General features: G+C 71.9%; 13 protein-coding genes. 8 read left to right on the top strand and 5 right to left on the bottom strand.

The window, feature by feature from the left end; genetic code table 11:
* Positions 1-699 precede the first annotated feature (699 nt).
* The 3 genes from ACZ3KP_RS12350 to rsgA form a co-directional block, all read right to left on the bottom strand.
* On the bottom strand, positions 700-1881 hold the full coding sequence (locus tag ACZ3KP_RS12350) for an SGNH/GDSL hydrolase family protein (protein ID WP_467498741.1): 1182 nt from the start codon (positions 1879-1881) through the stop codon (positions 700-702).
* A gap of 205 nt (positions 1882-2086) precedes the next feature.
* Positions 2087-2605: a methylated-DNA--[protein]-cysteine S-methyltransferase gene (locus ACZ3KP_RS12345; protein WP_467499246.1), complete on the bottom strand. Its 519-nt coding sequence runs from the start codon at positions 2603-2605 to the stop codon at positions 2087-2089.
* Positions 2606-2663: 58 nt separating this feature from the next.
* The gene (rsgA, locus tag ACZ3KP_RS12340) at positions 2664-3773 is read right to left on the bottom strand and encodes a ribosome small subunit-dependent GTPase A (protein WP_467498739.1); all 1110 of its coding nucleotides are present in this window, start codon (positions 3771-3773) and stop codon (positions 2664-2666) included.
* A 465-nt stretch (positions 3774-4238) separates the two neighbouring features.
* Between rsgA and ACZ3KP_RS12335 the strand changes: the two genes are divergently transcribed.
* The 5 genes from ACZ3KP_RS12335 to ACZ3KP_RS12315 all read left to right on the top strand — a co-directional run bounded on the left by ACZ3KP_RS12335 (position 4239) and on the right by ACZ3KP_RS12315 (position 9594).
* The gene (locus tag ACZ3KP_RS12335; protein WP_467498737.1) at positions 4239-5045 is read left to right on the top strand and encodes an SDR family oxidoreductase; all 807 of its coding nucleotides are present in this window, start codon (positions 4239-4241) and stop codon (positions 5043-5045) included.
* A gap of 36 nt (positions 5046-5081) precedes the next feature.
* Positions 5082-5966 carry a helix-turn-helix transcriptional regulator gene (locus tag ACZ3KP_RS12330; RefSeq protein WP_467499244.1) on the top strand — a complete coding sequence of 295 codons (885 nt, stop codon included), beginning with the start codon at positions 5082-5084 and terminating at the stop codon, positions 5964-5966.
* A 102-nt stretch (positions 5967-6068) separates the two neighbouring features.
* Positions 6069-7379: an acyltransferase family protein gene (locus ACZ3KP_RS12325; RefSeq protein ID WP_467498735.1), complete on the top strand. Its 1311-nt coding sequence runs from the start codon at positions 6069-6071 to the stop codon at positions 7377-7379.
* A gap of 121 nt (positions 7380-7500) precedes the next feature.
* Positions 7501-7704 carry a cold-shock protein gene (locus tag ACZ3KP_RS12320; protein ID WP_132890026.1) on the top strand — a complete coding sequence of 68 codons (204 nt, stop codon included), beginning with the start codon at positions 7501-7503 and terminating at the stop codon, positions 7702-7704.
* An 87-nt stretch (positions 7705-7791) separates the two neighbouring features.
* Complete coding sequence (locus ACZ3KP_RS12315; protein ID WP_467498733.1) at positions 7792-9594, top strand: DEAD/DEAH box helicase; 1803 nt, start codon at positions 7792-7794, stop codon at positions 9592-9594.
* Between the two features lie 214 nt (positions 9595-9808).
* Here the strand turns inward: ACZ3KP_RS12315 and ACZ3KP_RS12310 are convergent, their stop codons facing one another.
* The gene (locus ACZ3KP_RS12310; protein ID WP_467498731.1) at positions 9809-10819 is read right to left on the bottom strand and encodes a LacI family DNA-binding transcriptional regulator; all 1011 of its coding nucleotides are present in this window, start codon (positions 10817-10819) and stop codon (positions 9809-9811) included.
* A gap of 200 nt (positions 10820-11019) precedes the next feature.
* Here ACZ3KP_RS12310 and ACZ3KP_RS12305 point away from each other — a divergent pair, with 200 nt between their 5' ends.
* The 3 genes from ACZ3KP_RS12305 to ACZ3KP_RS12295 are packed head-to-tail and all read left to right on the top strand — an operon-like array spanning position 11020 to position 13867.
* Positions 11020-11814 (top strand): ATP-binding cassette domain-containing protein, encoded by a 795-nt coding sequence (locus ACZ3KP_RS12305; RefSeq protein WP_358976350.1) that lies wholly within the window; start codon positions 11020-11022, stop codon positions 11812-11814.
* The gene (locus tag ACZ3KP_RS12300) at positions 11811-12842 is read left to right on the top strand and encodes an ABC transporter permease (protein WP_467498729.1); all 1032 of its coding nucleotides are present in this window, start codon (positions 11811-11813) and stop codon (positions 12840-12842) included. The genes ACZ3KP_RS12305 and ACZ3KP_RS12300 overlap by 4 nt, the downstream gene beginning before the upstream one ends.
* A gap of 23 nt (positions 12843-12865) precedes the next feature.
* A complete protein-coding gene (locus ACZ3KP_RS12295; RefSeq protein WP_467498727.1) occupies positions 12866-13867 on the top strand; it encodes an ABC transporter substrate-binding protein in 1002 nt (333 codons plus the stop codon).
* Positions 13868-13964: 97 nt separating this feature from the next.
* Here the strand turns inward: ACZ3KP_RS12295 and ACZ3KP_RS12290 are convergent, their stop codons facing one another.
* Positions 13965-15473, bottom strand: a complete 1509-nt coding sequence (locus ACZ3KP_RS12290; protein ID WP_467498725.1) for a cellulose-binding domain-containing protein — start codon at positions 15471-15473, stop codon at positions 13965-13967.
* Between the last annotated feature and the right edge of the window lie 289 nt (positions 15474-15762).

The raw sequence follows: 15762 nt of genomic DNA, 5'->3' as shown, positions 1-15762 counted from the left end.
CGGAAGAGGCGACGGTGGAGCCGAGCAGGGCGGCTCCGCCGGGAGGGCGGGCGGCTGAAGTCGTGTCGTGGGTGGCGGATCGGGCGGGGCGGTCCGTGGCGGGTAGGGGATGGAGGGCGGGGTGTCGTCGTCCGCGTCCAGCGGATCCTGGTCCTCCTCGTCCCACGGCCACGGTGCCGGGGCGGCCGGGACGCCCTCGTCGGCGCCGCGCCGTCCGGTGTCGGCCACGCGTCGCTCGGGCACGTCGGTAACCGGCGGACGTCGCTCGGGCACGTCGGGAACCTGCGGACGTCGCTCGGGCACGTCGGTAACCGGCGGACGTCGCCTCGGCGTCTCGGGTGCGGCCCTCCGCTGGGGCGGCACGGCCGGCGGAGACGGGTCGGGCAAGTCCGGATCCGCGCCGCCGCCCCGCCGTCCCCCCACCGTCTTCTTCGCCGAGGCGAAGCGGTCGTCCAGGGAATCGGGTGCGGCCGTGGGTCCGGTGTCCTCCGTGGAGTCGTCGTACAACTGCCCCCACCAGTCGTCCTCGTGACGGGTGGGCCTACCCCCTGGCTGGCTCATGCCCCCAATTGTCCACCGCACGGGCCGGATGAAAACGGGGCATCCGGAAAATCCCGCGCCCGGCCCGGTCTCGAACGGCGTGTCGAGGGACATCCTGAACACGCGTACGGGAAAGAGCAGTCGCGGACACGCGGAGACTCAGAGCAGGTCGACGAGCGGAACGGCGGCCGCCAGGGCGCGCATCCCGGCGTCGTTGAAGTGCAGGTGGTCGCCGGGGTCGTAGGCGGGCCGGATGCGTGCGGGGCGCTGCGGATCGCGTACGACGGCGTCGAAGTCGACGTACGCGTCGAAGACCTGCCCGGTGCGGATCAGCGCGTTGACCCGCTGCCGTACCGACTCCCCCGCCCCGGTGTACTCGCCGTATCCGGCGTACGGCGTGAGGGTCGCACCCACCACCCGGATCCCCCGCGCGTGGGCGCGGGCGACGATGGTCCGGTAGGCCCGTACGAAGTCGGCGGGATCGGTGGCCGCCGGGGTGCCCTTGATGTCGTTGATGCCTTCGAGGACGACCAGGGTCCTGACCCCGGCGCGGGCCAGCGCGTCGGCGTCCAGGCGGCGCAGGGCCGCTGGGCCGCCGGTGCTGTCGGTGAGCAGGCGGTTGCCGGAGATCCCGGCGTTGAGGACGCCGATCCGGTAGGGCCGCAGCCGCTCGGCCAGCCGGTCGGGCCAGCGGTGGTTGGCGCCGAAGCCGGACCCGTTGCCGTCGGTGAGGGAGTCGCCGAGGGCGACCACACTGCCGAGGGTCACACCGCGGACGTCGACCCCGGTGACGTAGTACCAGTTCCCGGTGGTCCGGGTGTACCCGTCGCCGTCCTCGTCGGCCGCCCGCCCGGCCCCCTGCCCGGCGATGTAGCCGGTCTGGAGGGCGACCCGGTGGTACGTGGCGGGTCCCGAGTTCCCCGGGGTCTCGACGCTGACCAGCAGATCCGCGCCGGCCCGCACCGCGAGCGGCACCGGATCACTGACCAGGTCCTGCCCGGCGGGTACGACCGCGGTACCGGCACCGTCGAAGGTGGCGGCGCGCATCGACCCGGGTACGGCGTCCGGCCCCGTGCCCTGCCGCCGGGCGACGGTGACCGCGCCGAGCCGCAGGGGTGCGCTGCCGAACCGGTTGCTGATCCGGACGCGCACGGCCGCGCCCCCGACGCTCAGGTGCACGACGTTGCGGAACGCGGCGCCCGGCACGGCCGGGACCGTACCGGAGGGCGCCGCCTCCCAGCTCCCGGTCCAGAGCGAGGGTGCGGGGTCGGCACCGGCCCGCGCCGCCGTGCCCAGCACCGCCAGCAGCGCCGCCGCGAGGACATGACCGACCTTGCCCATCCGCACGTCCGCCCTTCCGAAGGTCCACTGGAGGGGAAGGTGGCACACGGAGCGTGGAAGCGGCGGCAACTCGTCCGCGGGGGCACCCGGTTGGCGGAGTGTGAGGCAGCGCCGGCCGTCGGCGGTCGTACCGCCCACGGATCCTTCGACGCCGGTCACCCGCGCGCGGCGGAGCCGCGGGCCGGTACCGCCCCCCGCCCGCCTGCTACCCGGCCGCCACCGCCCCCTCCAGCGTCAGCAGCCGTACCTTGCGGTCAAGTCCCCCCGCGTACCCGGTCATCGAGCCGTTGGCCCCGATCACCCGGTGGCAGGGCCGCACGATCAGCAGCGGGTTGGCCCCGATCGCGCCGCCGACCGCCCGGACCGCCATCCTGGCCGCGCCGAGCCGCGCCGCGATCTCCCCGTACGTCGTCGTCGCCCCGTACGGGACGTCGTCGAGCGCCGCCCACACCCGTTCCCGGAACTCGGTGCCACGCGCCCGCAACTCCAACCGGAATTCCTTGAGTTCACCGGCGAAGTAGGCGGCGAGCTGTTCCCCGGCCGCCGTGAAGGGGCCGGGATCCGCCAGCCATCCCGTCTCGACGCTCCGGCCGCCCTTCTGTCCGGGCACGGACAGGGACGTCAACGCCCCGTCCGCGTCGGCGGTCAGCAGCAGCTCGCCGACGGGCGAAGCGATCCGGGTCCAGTAGGTGGGCCCATCAGTTCCTCGACTGTCCTCGTCCATCACGTCTCCCAGTGTGAGGGACGCGGCCCCGTACGGCTGGCGGAAAACGGACACGGCCCTACTCCCACCGCCCCCGCTTCGCCTCCATCGCCGCCTTCCCTTCCGCCCCCTTCCGCTTCCAGTCCTTCCTCAGCTCGGACCGGAGCCGCGCGTCCGTCTTGGCGACGATCCACTGGTTCTCCCGCACGAGCTTGCGGTAGCTCTCCAACCGGCGCACGGGCAGTTCCCCGGCCTCCACCGCGGAGCGCACCGCGCAGCCCGGCTCGCTCTCGTGCGCGCAGTCGCCGAACCGGCACCGCCGGGCCAGCTCCTCGATCTCGGAGAACACCTGCCCGACCCCGGTCTCGGCGTCGAAGAGGCCGACGCCACGCAGTCCCGGGGTGTCGATCAGCACTCCCCCGGCCGGGAGCGGCAGCAGATTGCGGGTGGTCGTGGTGTGGCGGCCCTTCCCGTCCACGTCACGGGCCGCCTGCACCTCCATCACGTCCGCCCCGAGCAGCGCGTTGGCCAGGGTGGACTTGCCGGCGCCGGACTGGCCCAGCAGCACCGACGTACCGGAGCCGACCAGGGCGACGAGGACGTCGAGGCCGTCCCCGGCGAGTGCGCTGACCGTCAGGACGGGCACCCCGGGTGCCGTCGTCTCGACGTCCTGCACGAGGTGGGCGAGCGTCACCGGGTCCGGGACCAGGTCCGCCTTGGTGAGGACGACGACCGGCTGCGCCCCGGACTCCCAGGCCAGCGCCAGGAACCGTTCGATGCGGCCGAGGTCGAGTTCGACGGCGAGGGACACGGCGACGACGGCGTGGTCGACGTTGGCCGCGAGGATCTGCCCCTCGGACCGCTTGGAGGAGGTGGAGCGCACGAAGGCGGTACGGCGCGGAAGCAGGGTCCGCACATACCGCGGATCGCCGCCCTCGGGGTCGACCGCGACCCAGTCCCCCGTGCACACGACCTTCATCGGGTCACGGGGAACGACGAACTCGGTGTCGGCGCGGACGGTGCCGGCCTGGGTGACGACATCGCACTGGCCGCGGTCGACCCGTACGACACGGCCGGGCAGCAGACCCTGCTCGGCATGAGGGGCGAACTCGGCTTCCCAGTCCGCGTCCCAGCCGTACGGGGCCAGGGAAGGAGCCGAGGACGAACCCGGGAGAGAGGAGAGAGACAAGGGGAGACCCTTCACAAGGGTGGCCCCGGCACCGCGCTCATGGGCGCGGGAGAAGAGAGGTCAGCCGGAGGCCACGGAGGTGGACTGAATGAACTTCCGGATGCGGGCAGCGCCCATCTCAATGACAGCCATCGGTCACACCTCCGAACCAATCCAAGTCATCTGCGGCAAACCCCGGTCGCCGCTCGAACAGCACTGACACTAGGGACAGTCAGGCCGCTCCGCCACCGAATTACGGCAACCTGTGTGTCCGGGTCAGTCTGCGCGGCCGTGTACGCCTTGTCGCTGAAGCCTCTACCGGCGCTCCTTCAGCTACAGGAGCAGATCGATCGGGCAAGGGGGTTCTGAGAGTACCTGTATCACCCGGGTCTCCCAGACGCCCAAAACGCCTGTCAACCTGGTCGAGCCGACAGTGTCGACGACATTCTTTTGACACCACCGCGGCTTTACCCAATGAGGAGATCAATGGCGGACGCCCAATTCACCACTCGCACAGGACTTTTCGATCTGAGTGGGAAGTACGCCCTTGTCACTGGCGGCACCAGAGGCATCGGGATGATGATGGCGCGCGGCCTTCTCCAGGCGGGTGCCCGCGTCGTCATCAGCTCACGCACGGCGGACGCGTGCGCGGAGGCACAGCGTCTGCTGTCCGAATTCGGCGACGTTCAGGCAATTCCCGCCGACCTGTCCAGGCACGACGAGTGTCAGCGCCTCGCTGATCTTGTCACGGTCGACTCGGAACGCCTGGACATCCTTGTCAACAACGCGGGAGCGATGTGGCGCGAGCCGCTGGCGACGTTCCCGGACGAGGCCTGGGACGCAGTGATCGACCTGAACCTCAAGTCGCCGTTCTGGCTGGTGCAGGCGCTGCTTCCGGCACTTCGCAGGGCAGGCACCGCAGATGATCCCGCGCGGATCATCAACATCGGCAGCATCGCCGCCATCCACGTCGCCCAGTCGCCCAACTACTCGTACGCCAGCAGCAAAGCAGCACTCCATCAACTCACCCGAGTGCTTGCCAGAGAGCTGGGCCCACAGCACGTCACGGTGAACGCGGTGGCACCGGGGGTGTTCCCGTCACAGATGACGGCGTCCACGCTCGATGCCATCGGCGACACGATCGCGGCGGCGGCCCCTCTGCGCCGGCTCGGCCGCGACGACGACATGGCGGGGATCGCCGTGTTCCTCGCGGGCCGGGCCGGGGCCTACCTCACGGGCACCGTCATCCCGGTGGACGGCGGCATCGCGACGACCGCAACAGGTACCCCTTGAACTGCGGAGCGGGCATACGGTGAGGAGATGGCCACCATGGAACCACGCGCCGAGATCCGGGAGTTTCTCAGCTCGCGTCGCGCCCGCATCGCACCCGAACAGGCAGGACTGCCCGCTTACGGCGGCAACCGCCGGGTCAAGGGGCTGCGCCGCGAGGAGGTTGCGCTTCTGGCGGGGGTGTCGGTCGACTACTACGTGCGCATGGAGCGCGGGAGCCTCGCCGGCGCCTCCGACGGCGTGCTCGACGCGTTGGCCTCTGCCCTGCAACTCGACGAGGCCGAGCGCGATCACCTGTTCCACCTCGCGCGGCGCTCCCGGACACCCGGCGGCCCACGTCGGCGCGGGTCTGCCCTGACGGTGCGCTCGACACTGCACCAGGTGCTCGACGCGATCTCTGGTGCGCCGGCCTGGATCTGTAACGGCCGTTATGACGTGCTCGCCACGAATCAACTCGCCCGCGCGCTGTTTTCACCGGTGCTGGCCGACCCGCGACGGCCGGCGAACACAGCACGGTTCGTCTATCTGGAATCCGCGGCGGCCAGAGAATTCTTTGTCGACTACGACCAGATTGCCACTGACGCGGCCGCGAAGCTCCGCATGGAAGCCGGCCGGGATCCGCACGACGAGGAGCTGATCGCCCTGGTCGGCGAACTGTCGACGCGCAGTGAGCTGTTCCGGCAGCGGTGGGCGTCTCAGGACGTGCGGCTGCACCGGTCCGGACGCAAGCGGGTGCACCATCCGATCGTGGGCCGGCTCGACTTGGACGTCGAGTCCCTGGAACTGCCCGCCGAACCCGGCCTGCACCTCACCGTCTACACCGCACCGGCGGGCACGCCGACCGCTGACAACGTGGCGCTCCTGGCGTCGTGGGCGGCCACCCGACAGACACCGGCGACCGAGCTCGAAGCGGACCACGGATAGTCCGACGCGATCAGGTCCGGAGGGTGTCGTGCCGGGCACGGAATGGTTGCGGCACGGGCGTCCGGGCGCGGTGGCGCGCGGACTGCGGCAGCATGACGGCCCATGAGCAGAGACCGGTACGTGGACTTCCTGCGCGCGTGGGCGATCGTTCTGGTGGTCCTCGGCCACTGGCTGATCACGGCCCTGGTCCGGGAGCCCGGCGGCCGGATCCTCGCACCCGAACTGCTGGCGACCGTTCCGTGGACCCAGTGGCTGACCCTCGCGTTCCAGATCATGCCGCTGTTCTTCCTGGCCGGCGGCCATGCCGCGGGCGGCTCCTGGGCACGGGCCCGGGAGTGCGGGGCCACCGCCGCCGGGTGGCTGGGCCGGCGGGCGCTGCGGCTGCTCCTTCCGGTGGGCGTCTACAGCGGCCTGGTGCTGGTCGCCGTCGGAGTCTGCGCGGCCGCCGGTGTGGACGCGGACACGCTTGCGCTCGTGGGCTGGGCGATGGCGATGCAGTTCTGGTTCCTGCCGGTGTATCTGCTGCTCAGTGCCCTGACTCCGGCGATGTACGCGGCCCACCGGCGCTGGGGGACGCGCGTCCCGCCGGCGATGGGTGCGGTGGCGCTGGCGGTCGACGTGCTCGTGGTGCGGGAGCACACGCCGTACGTCGGGCTGCTCGACTACCTGCTCGTCTGGGGCGTGGCCTACCAGCTGGGCTTCTGCTGGCGCGACGGGCTGCTGACCGGGCGGCGGTACGTGCCGCTCGCGATGGCGGCGGGCGGCCTGGCCGCCTTCGCCGCGCTCGTGGCCCTCGGGCCGTTCCCGGTCAGCCTGATCCTGGTGACCGGACAGCACCCCGGCAACACGGACCCGCCGTCCGCCGCGATGCTGGCGTGGGTGGTGGCCCAGGCCGGGCTGTGCCTCCTCGCCGCACCGGCGGTACGGCGACTGCTGGCGCGCGAGCGGCTGTGGCGGGTGGTCCGGCCCCTGAGCGCGGGCAGCATGACGCTGTACCTGTGGCACATGCTGCCGGTGCTGGTCGCCGCCGCCGCGTTCTACCTGACCGGCCTCGCACCCGAGCCGGGCCTGGGCTCGGGCGCCTGGTGGGCGCTGCGGGTGCCGTGGCTGCTGGTGCTCGGCCTGGTCCTGGCAGGCGTCGTGGCCGCGCTCGGCCCGCTGGAACGCGCGCTGGCCGTGCTGTACGAGCGGACCAGTCCGGACGCCGGGCTGCGCCGGGCCTGGCCGCTGTGGCCCGGTCTGGCCCTGGACGTCGTCGCGCTGAGCCGGCTGGCCGTGCGGGGCTTCGCACCGGACGGCAGGGTGCCCGTGCTGCCCGCGCTGGGGCTGGCCCTGGGCACGGCCCTGGTGCTGGTCACCCGGTGGGCTTCGACACGTCGAGCCGCCACGGTCCCGGGAGCTGTGCTACGGTGAGTGAGTTGCAGTTGTGGTACCCATGAACTTGGTGCGCCTGACGGGAATGTTCATCCATCAGGCGCATTGTTTGTTTTCCGGCATCTCCGGATGGGGCCTCTGCCTACAGAAGGAGAATGTCATGGCACAGGGAACCGTGAAGTGGTTCAACTCTGAAAAGGGCTTCGGCTTCATCGAGCAGGACGGCGGCGGCCCCGACGTCTTCGCCCACTACTCGAACATCGCGACCCAGGGCTTCCGTGAGCTCCTCGAGGGCCAGCGGGTCACCTTCGACGTCACGCAGGGCCAGAAGGGCCCGCAGGCGGAGAACATCGTCCCCGCCTGATCACCGGACGCGTATCCGCTCACCGGGGTCCGCACCGTCATGGTGCGGACCCCGGTTTGTGCTGTTTCCAGGAAGGCAGACCACCGCATGTCCCGCAGGCCCCAGAAGTCGAACCGGCGCGCCCCGTCACCCCGACCGTCCGTGTCGTCGTCGACGGAGTTCCGGCTGCCGCAGAACACCACACCCCCGCTTCCCGCCGTGGAGGACTTCGCGGCTCTGGACATGCCCGCAGGGCTGCTGAAGACCCTCACCGCGCAGGGCGTCACCGCTCCCTTCCCCATCCAGGCCGCCACCCTGCCCAACTCGCTGGCGGGCCGCGACCTGCTCGGGCGGGGGCGCACCGGCTCCGGCAAGACCCTCGCGTTCGGCCTGGCGGTCCTGGCCCGTACGGCCGGTCTGCGCGCGGAGCCCAGGGCGCCCCTCGCGCTGGTGCTGGTGCCCACCCGGGAACTCGCCCAGCAGGTGACGGACGCGCTGACCCCCTACGCGACAGCGGTGAACCTGCGACTGGCCACGGTGGTCGGCGGCCTCTCCCTCACCAAGCAGGCCGGTACGCTCCGCCGCGGCGCGGAGGTGCTCGTCGCGACCCCCGGCCGGCTCAACGACCTCGTGGAGCGCGGTGACTGCGTACTCGACCAGGTGCGCGTCACGGTGCTGGACGAGGCCGACCAGATGACCGACATGGGCTTCCTGCCGCAGATCACCAAGCTGATCGAGCTGGTACGGCCCGACGGCCAGCGCATGCTCTTCTCCGCCACCCTGGACCGCAACATCGACCGTCTGGTGCAGCGGTTCCTGACCGACCCCGTGGTGCACTCCGTGGATCCGTCGGCGGGAGCCGTGACCACCATGGAGCATCATGTGCTCCACCTCCAGGACGAGACCGACAAGAAGGCGGTCACCACGCGGATCGCGGCCCGTGACGGCCGGGTCATCCTCTTCCTCGACACCAAGCGGTCCGCCGACCGGCTCGCCAAGCGGCTGCTGGCCGTCGGCGTCCGGGCGGCGGCGCTGCACGGGGGGCGCTCCCAGCCGCAGCGCACCCGCACCCTGGAGCAGTTCAAGAACGGCCAGGTCACCGCGCTGGTGGCGACGAACGTCGCGGCTCGGGGCATACACGTCGACGACCTCGACCTCGTGGTGAACGTGGATCCGCCCACCGACCACAAGGACTACCTCCACCGGGGCGGCCGCACGGCCCGCGCCGGTGACTCCGGCAGCGTGGTCACCCTGGTCCTGCCCGAGCAGCGACGGGACGTCACCCGGCTGATGTCGGACGCGGGCATCCGCCCCCGGACGGCCCACGTCACGTCGAGCGACGCGGAGCTGGCCGGTATCACCGGCGCCCGCGAGCCCTCCGGCGTGCCCGTCACCATCGAGGTGCCCCAGGCGACGGAACCGGCACCGTCCCGCCCGGCCGGGAAGGCCGCCGACGGCCGCGGCAGACGCGCCGGCCGCCGCCGAGGCGGCCGCGGATCCGCGGCGCCGGACGCCGCCACCCGCGCCACGGGCACGAGCACCCGGCGGGTGAGCACTGGCGACCAGGGGAGGGGCGCCTCCGAACAGACGGCGGGCGGCACCGGCAGGAAAAGGTCCACCGCCACGCGGACAACCGGCTCCAGCGGTCAGTCCCGAGGCACGTCCACCCGGGCGACCGGCTCCGCCTCCCAGCCGCGAGGAGGCACGAAGGGGACCGCCACCCGTACGACGGGCACCACCGCCCAGGCGAGGACCGCAGCCACCGGCAGCACGACGGGCTCCACGGCCGGCGGCACGACGCGCTCCCCCTCCCGCGGCACGACGGGCTCCGCCTCCCGCACGGCAGACGCCGCGGCCCGCACGAGGGGCGCCGCCTCCCGCACCCGAGGCACCTCCACCCGCGGCGACTGACCGGGGCCCGGTTCCACCGGGCCTCCGGGTCCGGCCGCCGAACCACCAGCCCCCACAGCCACCGGGCCCCGGTCCGACCGCCGAACCACCAGCTCTCCCCCACGCCAGGCTCGTGAGATCTCCACCCCGCCGAACAATCGGACCTCACAGCCACCGGGCTTCCGGGTCCCGGCGCCGGGCTCCGGGCTCCGGGCTCCGGGCTCCGGCCGACCCCCTACCCCGCGAACGGGCCCGGGATCTCCCCCGAGCCCCGGCGGATCAGCCGGGTCGGCATCACCACCGTGCGTGAGGGGGAGACGTCGCCGTGGATGCGGGCGAACAGGAGGTGTGCCGCGCTGGTGGCGAGGGCGACGGGGTCCTGGGCGATCACCGTGACCGGAGGGGTCAGCCGGGCGGCGAGCGCGAAGTCGTCGAAGGAGACGAAGGCCAGTCCGGGCGGGAGCACGGTGAGGGCGCCGAAGGCGAGGAGTTCGTTGCCGGCCAGCAGAGCCGTCGGCGGGTCGGGCAGCGCCAGCATCCCGGTGACCGCCCGCGCCGCCTCGGGACCCGACCGCACCCCCTCCCTGACCAGCGCCGGGTCCGCCGCGATCCCCGCCGCCGCCAACGCCGCGACGTAGCCCCGCCGGCGTTCGCCGAACGTCCAGATCTCCGGTGTGTCGCCGACGTACCCGATCCTGCGGTGGCCGTGTGCCACCAGGGACCCCACGGCCTCCCGGACCGCACCGAAGTTGTCGACCACCACGGCGTCCACGTCCAGGCCGGGTGCCGCCCGGTCCACGCAGACGATCTTCGTGCCCTGGATCTGGGCGGGGCGCAGGAAGCGGTGGCTGCCCGCCGCCGGGGTGAGGATCAGCCCGTCGACCCGCCGGGCGGTGAACGCGGCGATCACCTCGCGTTCGCGGCGCAGGTCGGCCCTGCTGGAGCCGATGAGCATGACGCTGCCGCGCTGCCGGGCGACGTCCTCGGCGGCGGAGGCGACCGCCGCCATGAAGGGATCGGCGACGTCGTCGACCAACAGTCCTATGGTCTGGCTCAGTTCGCGGGTGCGACGCAACTGGCGTGCCACGTCGTCGCGTTGGTAGCCGAGCTTGCGGACCGCGGCTTCCACCCGGGCGGCGGTCCGCGGGGCGACGGCCGCATCGCCGTTGACGACCCGGGAGACCGTCATCGCGCTGACGCCCGCTTCCGCGGCGACGTCCTTCATGGTCGGCCGGGTCGCTGCCACGCCACGTCCTCCCGCTGCGTCACGTTTGAGCGTCGACTCGTTAACGTTACCAACCCGACGGCGTATCAACAGCCGTACAAATAAAGGCATTTGCGGGATCAATGGCGTGAACGTCCGCCGTGTGCACCACCCTTGACACCCCGCTGCGGGCGCCCCAAGAATCAGCCAAGCTGTTAACGATACCAACCAGAAGGCACAACATGGCCTCTGCAAGGGAACCACTGCTCACAGCACATGGCGTGGTCAAGCGTTTCGGCCACGTCCAGGCGCTCTCGGGCGCCGATTTCACGGCATACCCCGGCGAGGTCGTCGCCCTGATCGGTGACAACGGCGCCGGCAAGTCCACACTGGTGAACGTCCTGTCGGGCGTGCTCGCCCCCGACGCGGGCGAGGTCCGCCTGGACGGCGCGCCCGTGCGGTTCTCCGGGCCGATGGACGCCCAGCGGCACGGTGTCGAGACGGTGTACCAGGACCTGTCGCTCGCCCCCGATCTCGACGCGGCGGCCAACCTCTACCTCGGCCGGGAGATCGTGCGCGGCGGGCTGCTGGGCCGCATCGGCGTGCTCGACCGGCCCGCGATGCGCCGGGAGGCGGTACGCGCCTTCGCCGAACTCGGCGTCGAACTGAAGGATGTGACCGCTCCGGTGACAACGTTGTCCGGCGGCCAGCGGCAGTCCGTCGCGGTGGCCCGCGCGGTCGCCTTCGCCCACAAGGTCATCTTCATGGACGAGCCGACCGCCGCCCTGGGCGTCGTCCAGCGCGGCCGGGTCCTTCAGACCGTGCGCAGAGTCGCCGACCGGGGCATCTGTGTCGTGCTGATCAGCCACAACATGCCCGAGGTGCTGTCGGTGGCGGACCGGGTGGAGGTGCTGCGGCTGGGTCGGCGCGTCGCGTCGTACACCGCCGCCGACACCACGATCGAGGAGCTCGTCGGGGCGATGACCGGGTCGCTGGACGGCCCGAACGGGGGCAACGAAGCGGAGGGCGTGCGATGAGCGCGGAGACTCGGAAGGCGGCGGCCGGCAACGGCCGTCCGGGCGTGCCGGACTGGCTCCGGCGGGCCGCGACCCTCAACGAACTGTGGACCTTCGTGATCCTGGTGGCCCTGGTGGCGTTCTTCACCGTCGCCGCGCCGGGCAAGTTCTTCACCACGTACGACATCACCCAGATCGCCGTGAACGCGGCCATCTACCTGGTGCTCGGGGTCGGCATGACGTTCGTGATCATCACGGCGGGCATCGACCTGTCGATCGGCTCGGTACTGGTGCTGGCCGCGGTGGCCGCGGGTGAGTACAACCTCCACCACGGCGGTCCGAACTCCGGCTGGGGCACGGTCGCGGTCTGTGCCGTCATCGCGCTCGCGGTGGGCACGGCGTGGGGCGCGCTGCAGGGCGCGGTGGTGGCGAGCGGCAAGGTGCCGCCGCTGATCGTGACGCTGGGCGGGCTGGGCGCGGCGCTGGGGATCGCCGAACTCGCCACCGGCGGCCAGGATCCCGCCGGGGCGGCCTCCACGCACCTGCAGAACAGCCTCGGTTTCGGGAAGGTGCTCGGCATCCCCTGGATGGTGGTCCTGGCCGCGGTGGTGACGGCGCTGTTCGGCGCGGTGCTGGCCGGCACGCGGTTCGGCGAGCACACCCTCGCGATCGGCTCGAACCCGACCGCCGTGCGGCGGGCGGGCATACCCGTGGGCCGGCACCTGGTCAAGGTGTACGGCCTCATGGGGCTGCTGGCCGGGCTCGGCGCGGTGATGTGGCTCGCCTCGTACGGCACGACGTCGATCGCCGGGCACTCCACCGACAACCTGAAGGTGATCACCGCGGTGGTGCTCGGCGGTACCAGCCTGTTCGGCGGCCGGGGTTCGGTGCTGGGCACGGTGATCGGCGTGTTCATCCCGGCGGTGCTGACCACCGGGCTGATCGTGATCGGCGTCCAGCAGTACTGGCAGGACGTCGCGGTGGGCGTGGTGCTGGTCGTGGCCGTCTACGTCGACCAGTTGCGCAGGAAGACCCGGGAACGCGCATGACGAGTGACAAGGAGAGGTCTGTGATGGAGAGCATTCGCAGCAGGCGCGGGTTGCTGGTCGCGGTGGGCACGGTGCTGGCCCTGGGCGCGGCCTCGGCGTGCGGTTCGTCGAACGACGGGGGCGGCTCGGGGAGTTCGGGCGGCGCCAAGGGGAAGAAGGTGCGGCTGATCACCGGGGTGAAGAGCGACCCGTTCTACATCACCATGACCTGTGCCGCGCAGCAGGAGGCCAAGGCGGAGGGGATGGACTTCACAGCCGACGGTTCCGCGCAGTGGGACGTGTCGGTGCAGCGCCCGCTGCTCGACTCGGTGGCGGCGGCGCGCCCGGACGGGCTGTTGATCTCGCCGGTCGACACCAGCGCGCTGACGCCTTCGCTCAAGCAGATCCAGTCGGCCGGTACCAAGGTGGCGCTGGTGGACACGACGGTGACCGACGGTTCCGTGGGCCTCACCCGGATATCGTCGGACAACGAGAAGGGCGGCCGGGTGGCCGCCGACGCGCTGGCGAAGCTGATGAACGAGAAGGGCTCGGTCATCGTCATCAGCGTCAAGCCCGGTGTGTCGACGACCGACGCGCGGATCAAGGGCTTCACCGAGGAGATGGGCAAGTACCCGGACATCAAGGTGCTGCCCACGCTCTACGACAACGACCTGCCGGCCACCGCCGCCTCCCAGATCCAGTCGACGCTGGCCGCCCATCCGGACCTGGGCGGCGCGTTCGCGGGCAACACCAACACCGGTACCGGCATCGCCACCGGGCTGAAGCAGGCCGGCAAGCAGGGCGCGGTGAAGGTGGCCGCGTTCGACGCGGAACCGGACGAGGTCGCCGCGTTGAAGGCGGGCACCCTCCAGGTGCTGGTGGCGCAGGACCCGGCGGCGATCGGGAGGCAGGCGGTGGACCAGCTCGCCGACGCCTTCGAGGGCAAGTCGGTGAGCAAGTCGGTCGGCACCGACATGGTGGCGATCACGAAGGCCAACATGAACGACCCGTCGGTCAGCAAGTACTTCTACAAGTCGCAGTGCTGAAAGGAGCTCCCGTCAAGCTCTGACGCGCAGTCAGCGACGCCCGTCGGCGAGGCCCCGTCGGCGACCGGGCGGGCCCTGAGGGTCCGCCCGGTCCGGCTCAGCTCAGCGAGCAGGACTCGCCGTTCAGCGTGAATGCGTACGGTGCGGAGTTCTTGCCGCTCCAGGTGCCGAGGAAGCCGAAGGAGAGGCTGCCGTTCGCGGAGACGGACTGGTTGTAGTCGGCGGCGTCGGCGGCGACCCGGGCGCCGCTCTGGCTGACCGTGGCGTCCCACATCTGGGTGACCTTCTGGCCGTCCCGGAAGGACCATTCGACCCGCCAGCCGGCCAGGGCCTGGGTGGTGGTGACGGTCACGGTGGACTGGAAGCCGTCGTTCCACTGGTTGACCAGGTCGTAGGAGGCCCGGCAGGTGGCCGACGCGGAGGCGCTGGGGTCCGCGGATCCGGTGGCCCGGTGACTGGGCGCGGTGCTCGCGGTGGCCGAGGCCGTGCCCTGCGGCTCCGGATCGGGGTTCTCGTGGTCCTGCTTGCCGGCGGAGACGGAGGCGGAGGGGGCGCCCGAGGCGGTGTGCGTGGGGGACGGGTCCGCGGTGGAGGGCAGTACTGAGCCGGGGTCGGCGACGGGCTGCCGGTCGTCGTGCGAGGCGGCCGTCGTGTCGTCACCGGAGCCGCCACCCATCGGCATCATCGACACGCCGAGCGCGACCAGCGAGATCAGCACCGCGGCGCCGAGCAGTCCGTGGCGCAGCACCTTGCTCCGGCCGGTGCCCTCCTTGGGGTCGCCGCCGTCGTTGTCCGCGGGGACCGGGCGGCCCACGCCGAGCCGCACCTCGGAGGCGCGGCGGCGGCGCTCCAGGTAGGCGAGGCCGCCCCAGCCTATGACCCCGCCGGCGAGCGCCGCGGGCAGTCCGCCACCGTGCAGCCGCAGACAGGCGGCGGCCTCGGCGCACTGCACGCAGGTGGCGAGGTGCCGGGAGAGGTCGTCGGGCGTGTCGGCCTCGGAGGACCGGGTGACCGCGTCGAGGAGCCGGGCGTAGCTGCGGCACTCGGCGTCCATCGGCGAGTCGAGGTGGGCGCGGTGGCAGCGGTCCCGGAACAGTGCGCGCACCTGCTCCAGTTCCTGGGCGGCGGCGGCCGGGTCGAGACCGAGCCGGCGGGCCACGGAGGACAGCGGCAGCGCCTCCACCTCGGCCAGCCACAGCAGCGACGCGTCCGCGTCCTGCATGTCCCGGAGGCCGCGCAGCGCGATGGGCCGCTGCAACGGCGGCCCCGTGTAGCGCGTGGCCTTCTCCGAGTTCAGCCAGAGCCGGAGGTCCGGGTCGAGCTTGTGGCCGAGCCCCTGCGCCTCCCAGCCGGCGGCCGTGTTGCGCACGGCGGTGAGCAGCAGCGGGATCATCGGCAGCCGGGCGGCGCGCCGTCCGCTGCCGCGCTGGGGCGCGAAGTCCGCCTCGCGGACCTCGCGCATACCGAGCGTGAAGGCCTCGGTGGCCAGTTGATTGGCCGTCAGAGAGCCGGACGTGCACAGGTCGGCGTAGGAGAGCACCGCGTCCCAGCATTCGGAGAACAGCGCTGCCTCGGCGGCGTCCTGAGGGGTCGGCAGGTCAGGCATGGGTCTCCTGCATCCAATGCGAGGTCAACTCACCATAGGGGCGATGGAGTTGGGGGGAACCTCGCGGCAGGACCCGAGCTTTTCACGTCTCCTGCACAACTGACAAGCGGCATATTCAAACCCGGCTACCGGTGGTCGCGCGACGATTTCCCGCCGTCACCCATACCACCGGTCACCGGTGTTGCGTCAACCCGCCCTGCTCAGTGCCGTCCTCTGTGCGGTACTCGGTGCCGTGGCCCACAACTCCGTCCTCTTGTACGGACGGCGACCGCCGTTCGACTCACCGTTC

The sequence above is a fragment of the Streptomyces sp. NPDC020958 genome, assembly GCF_055562175.1.
The sequence above is the reverse complement of the archived record's forward strand: the minus strand, read 5'-3'. Positions and strand labels throughout refer to the sequence as shown.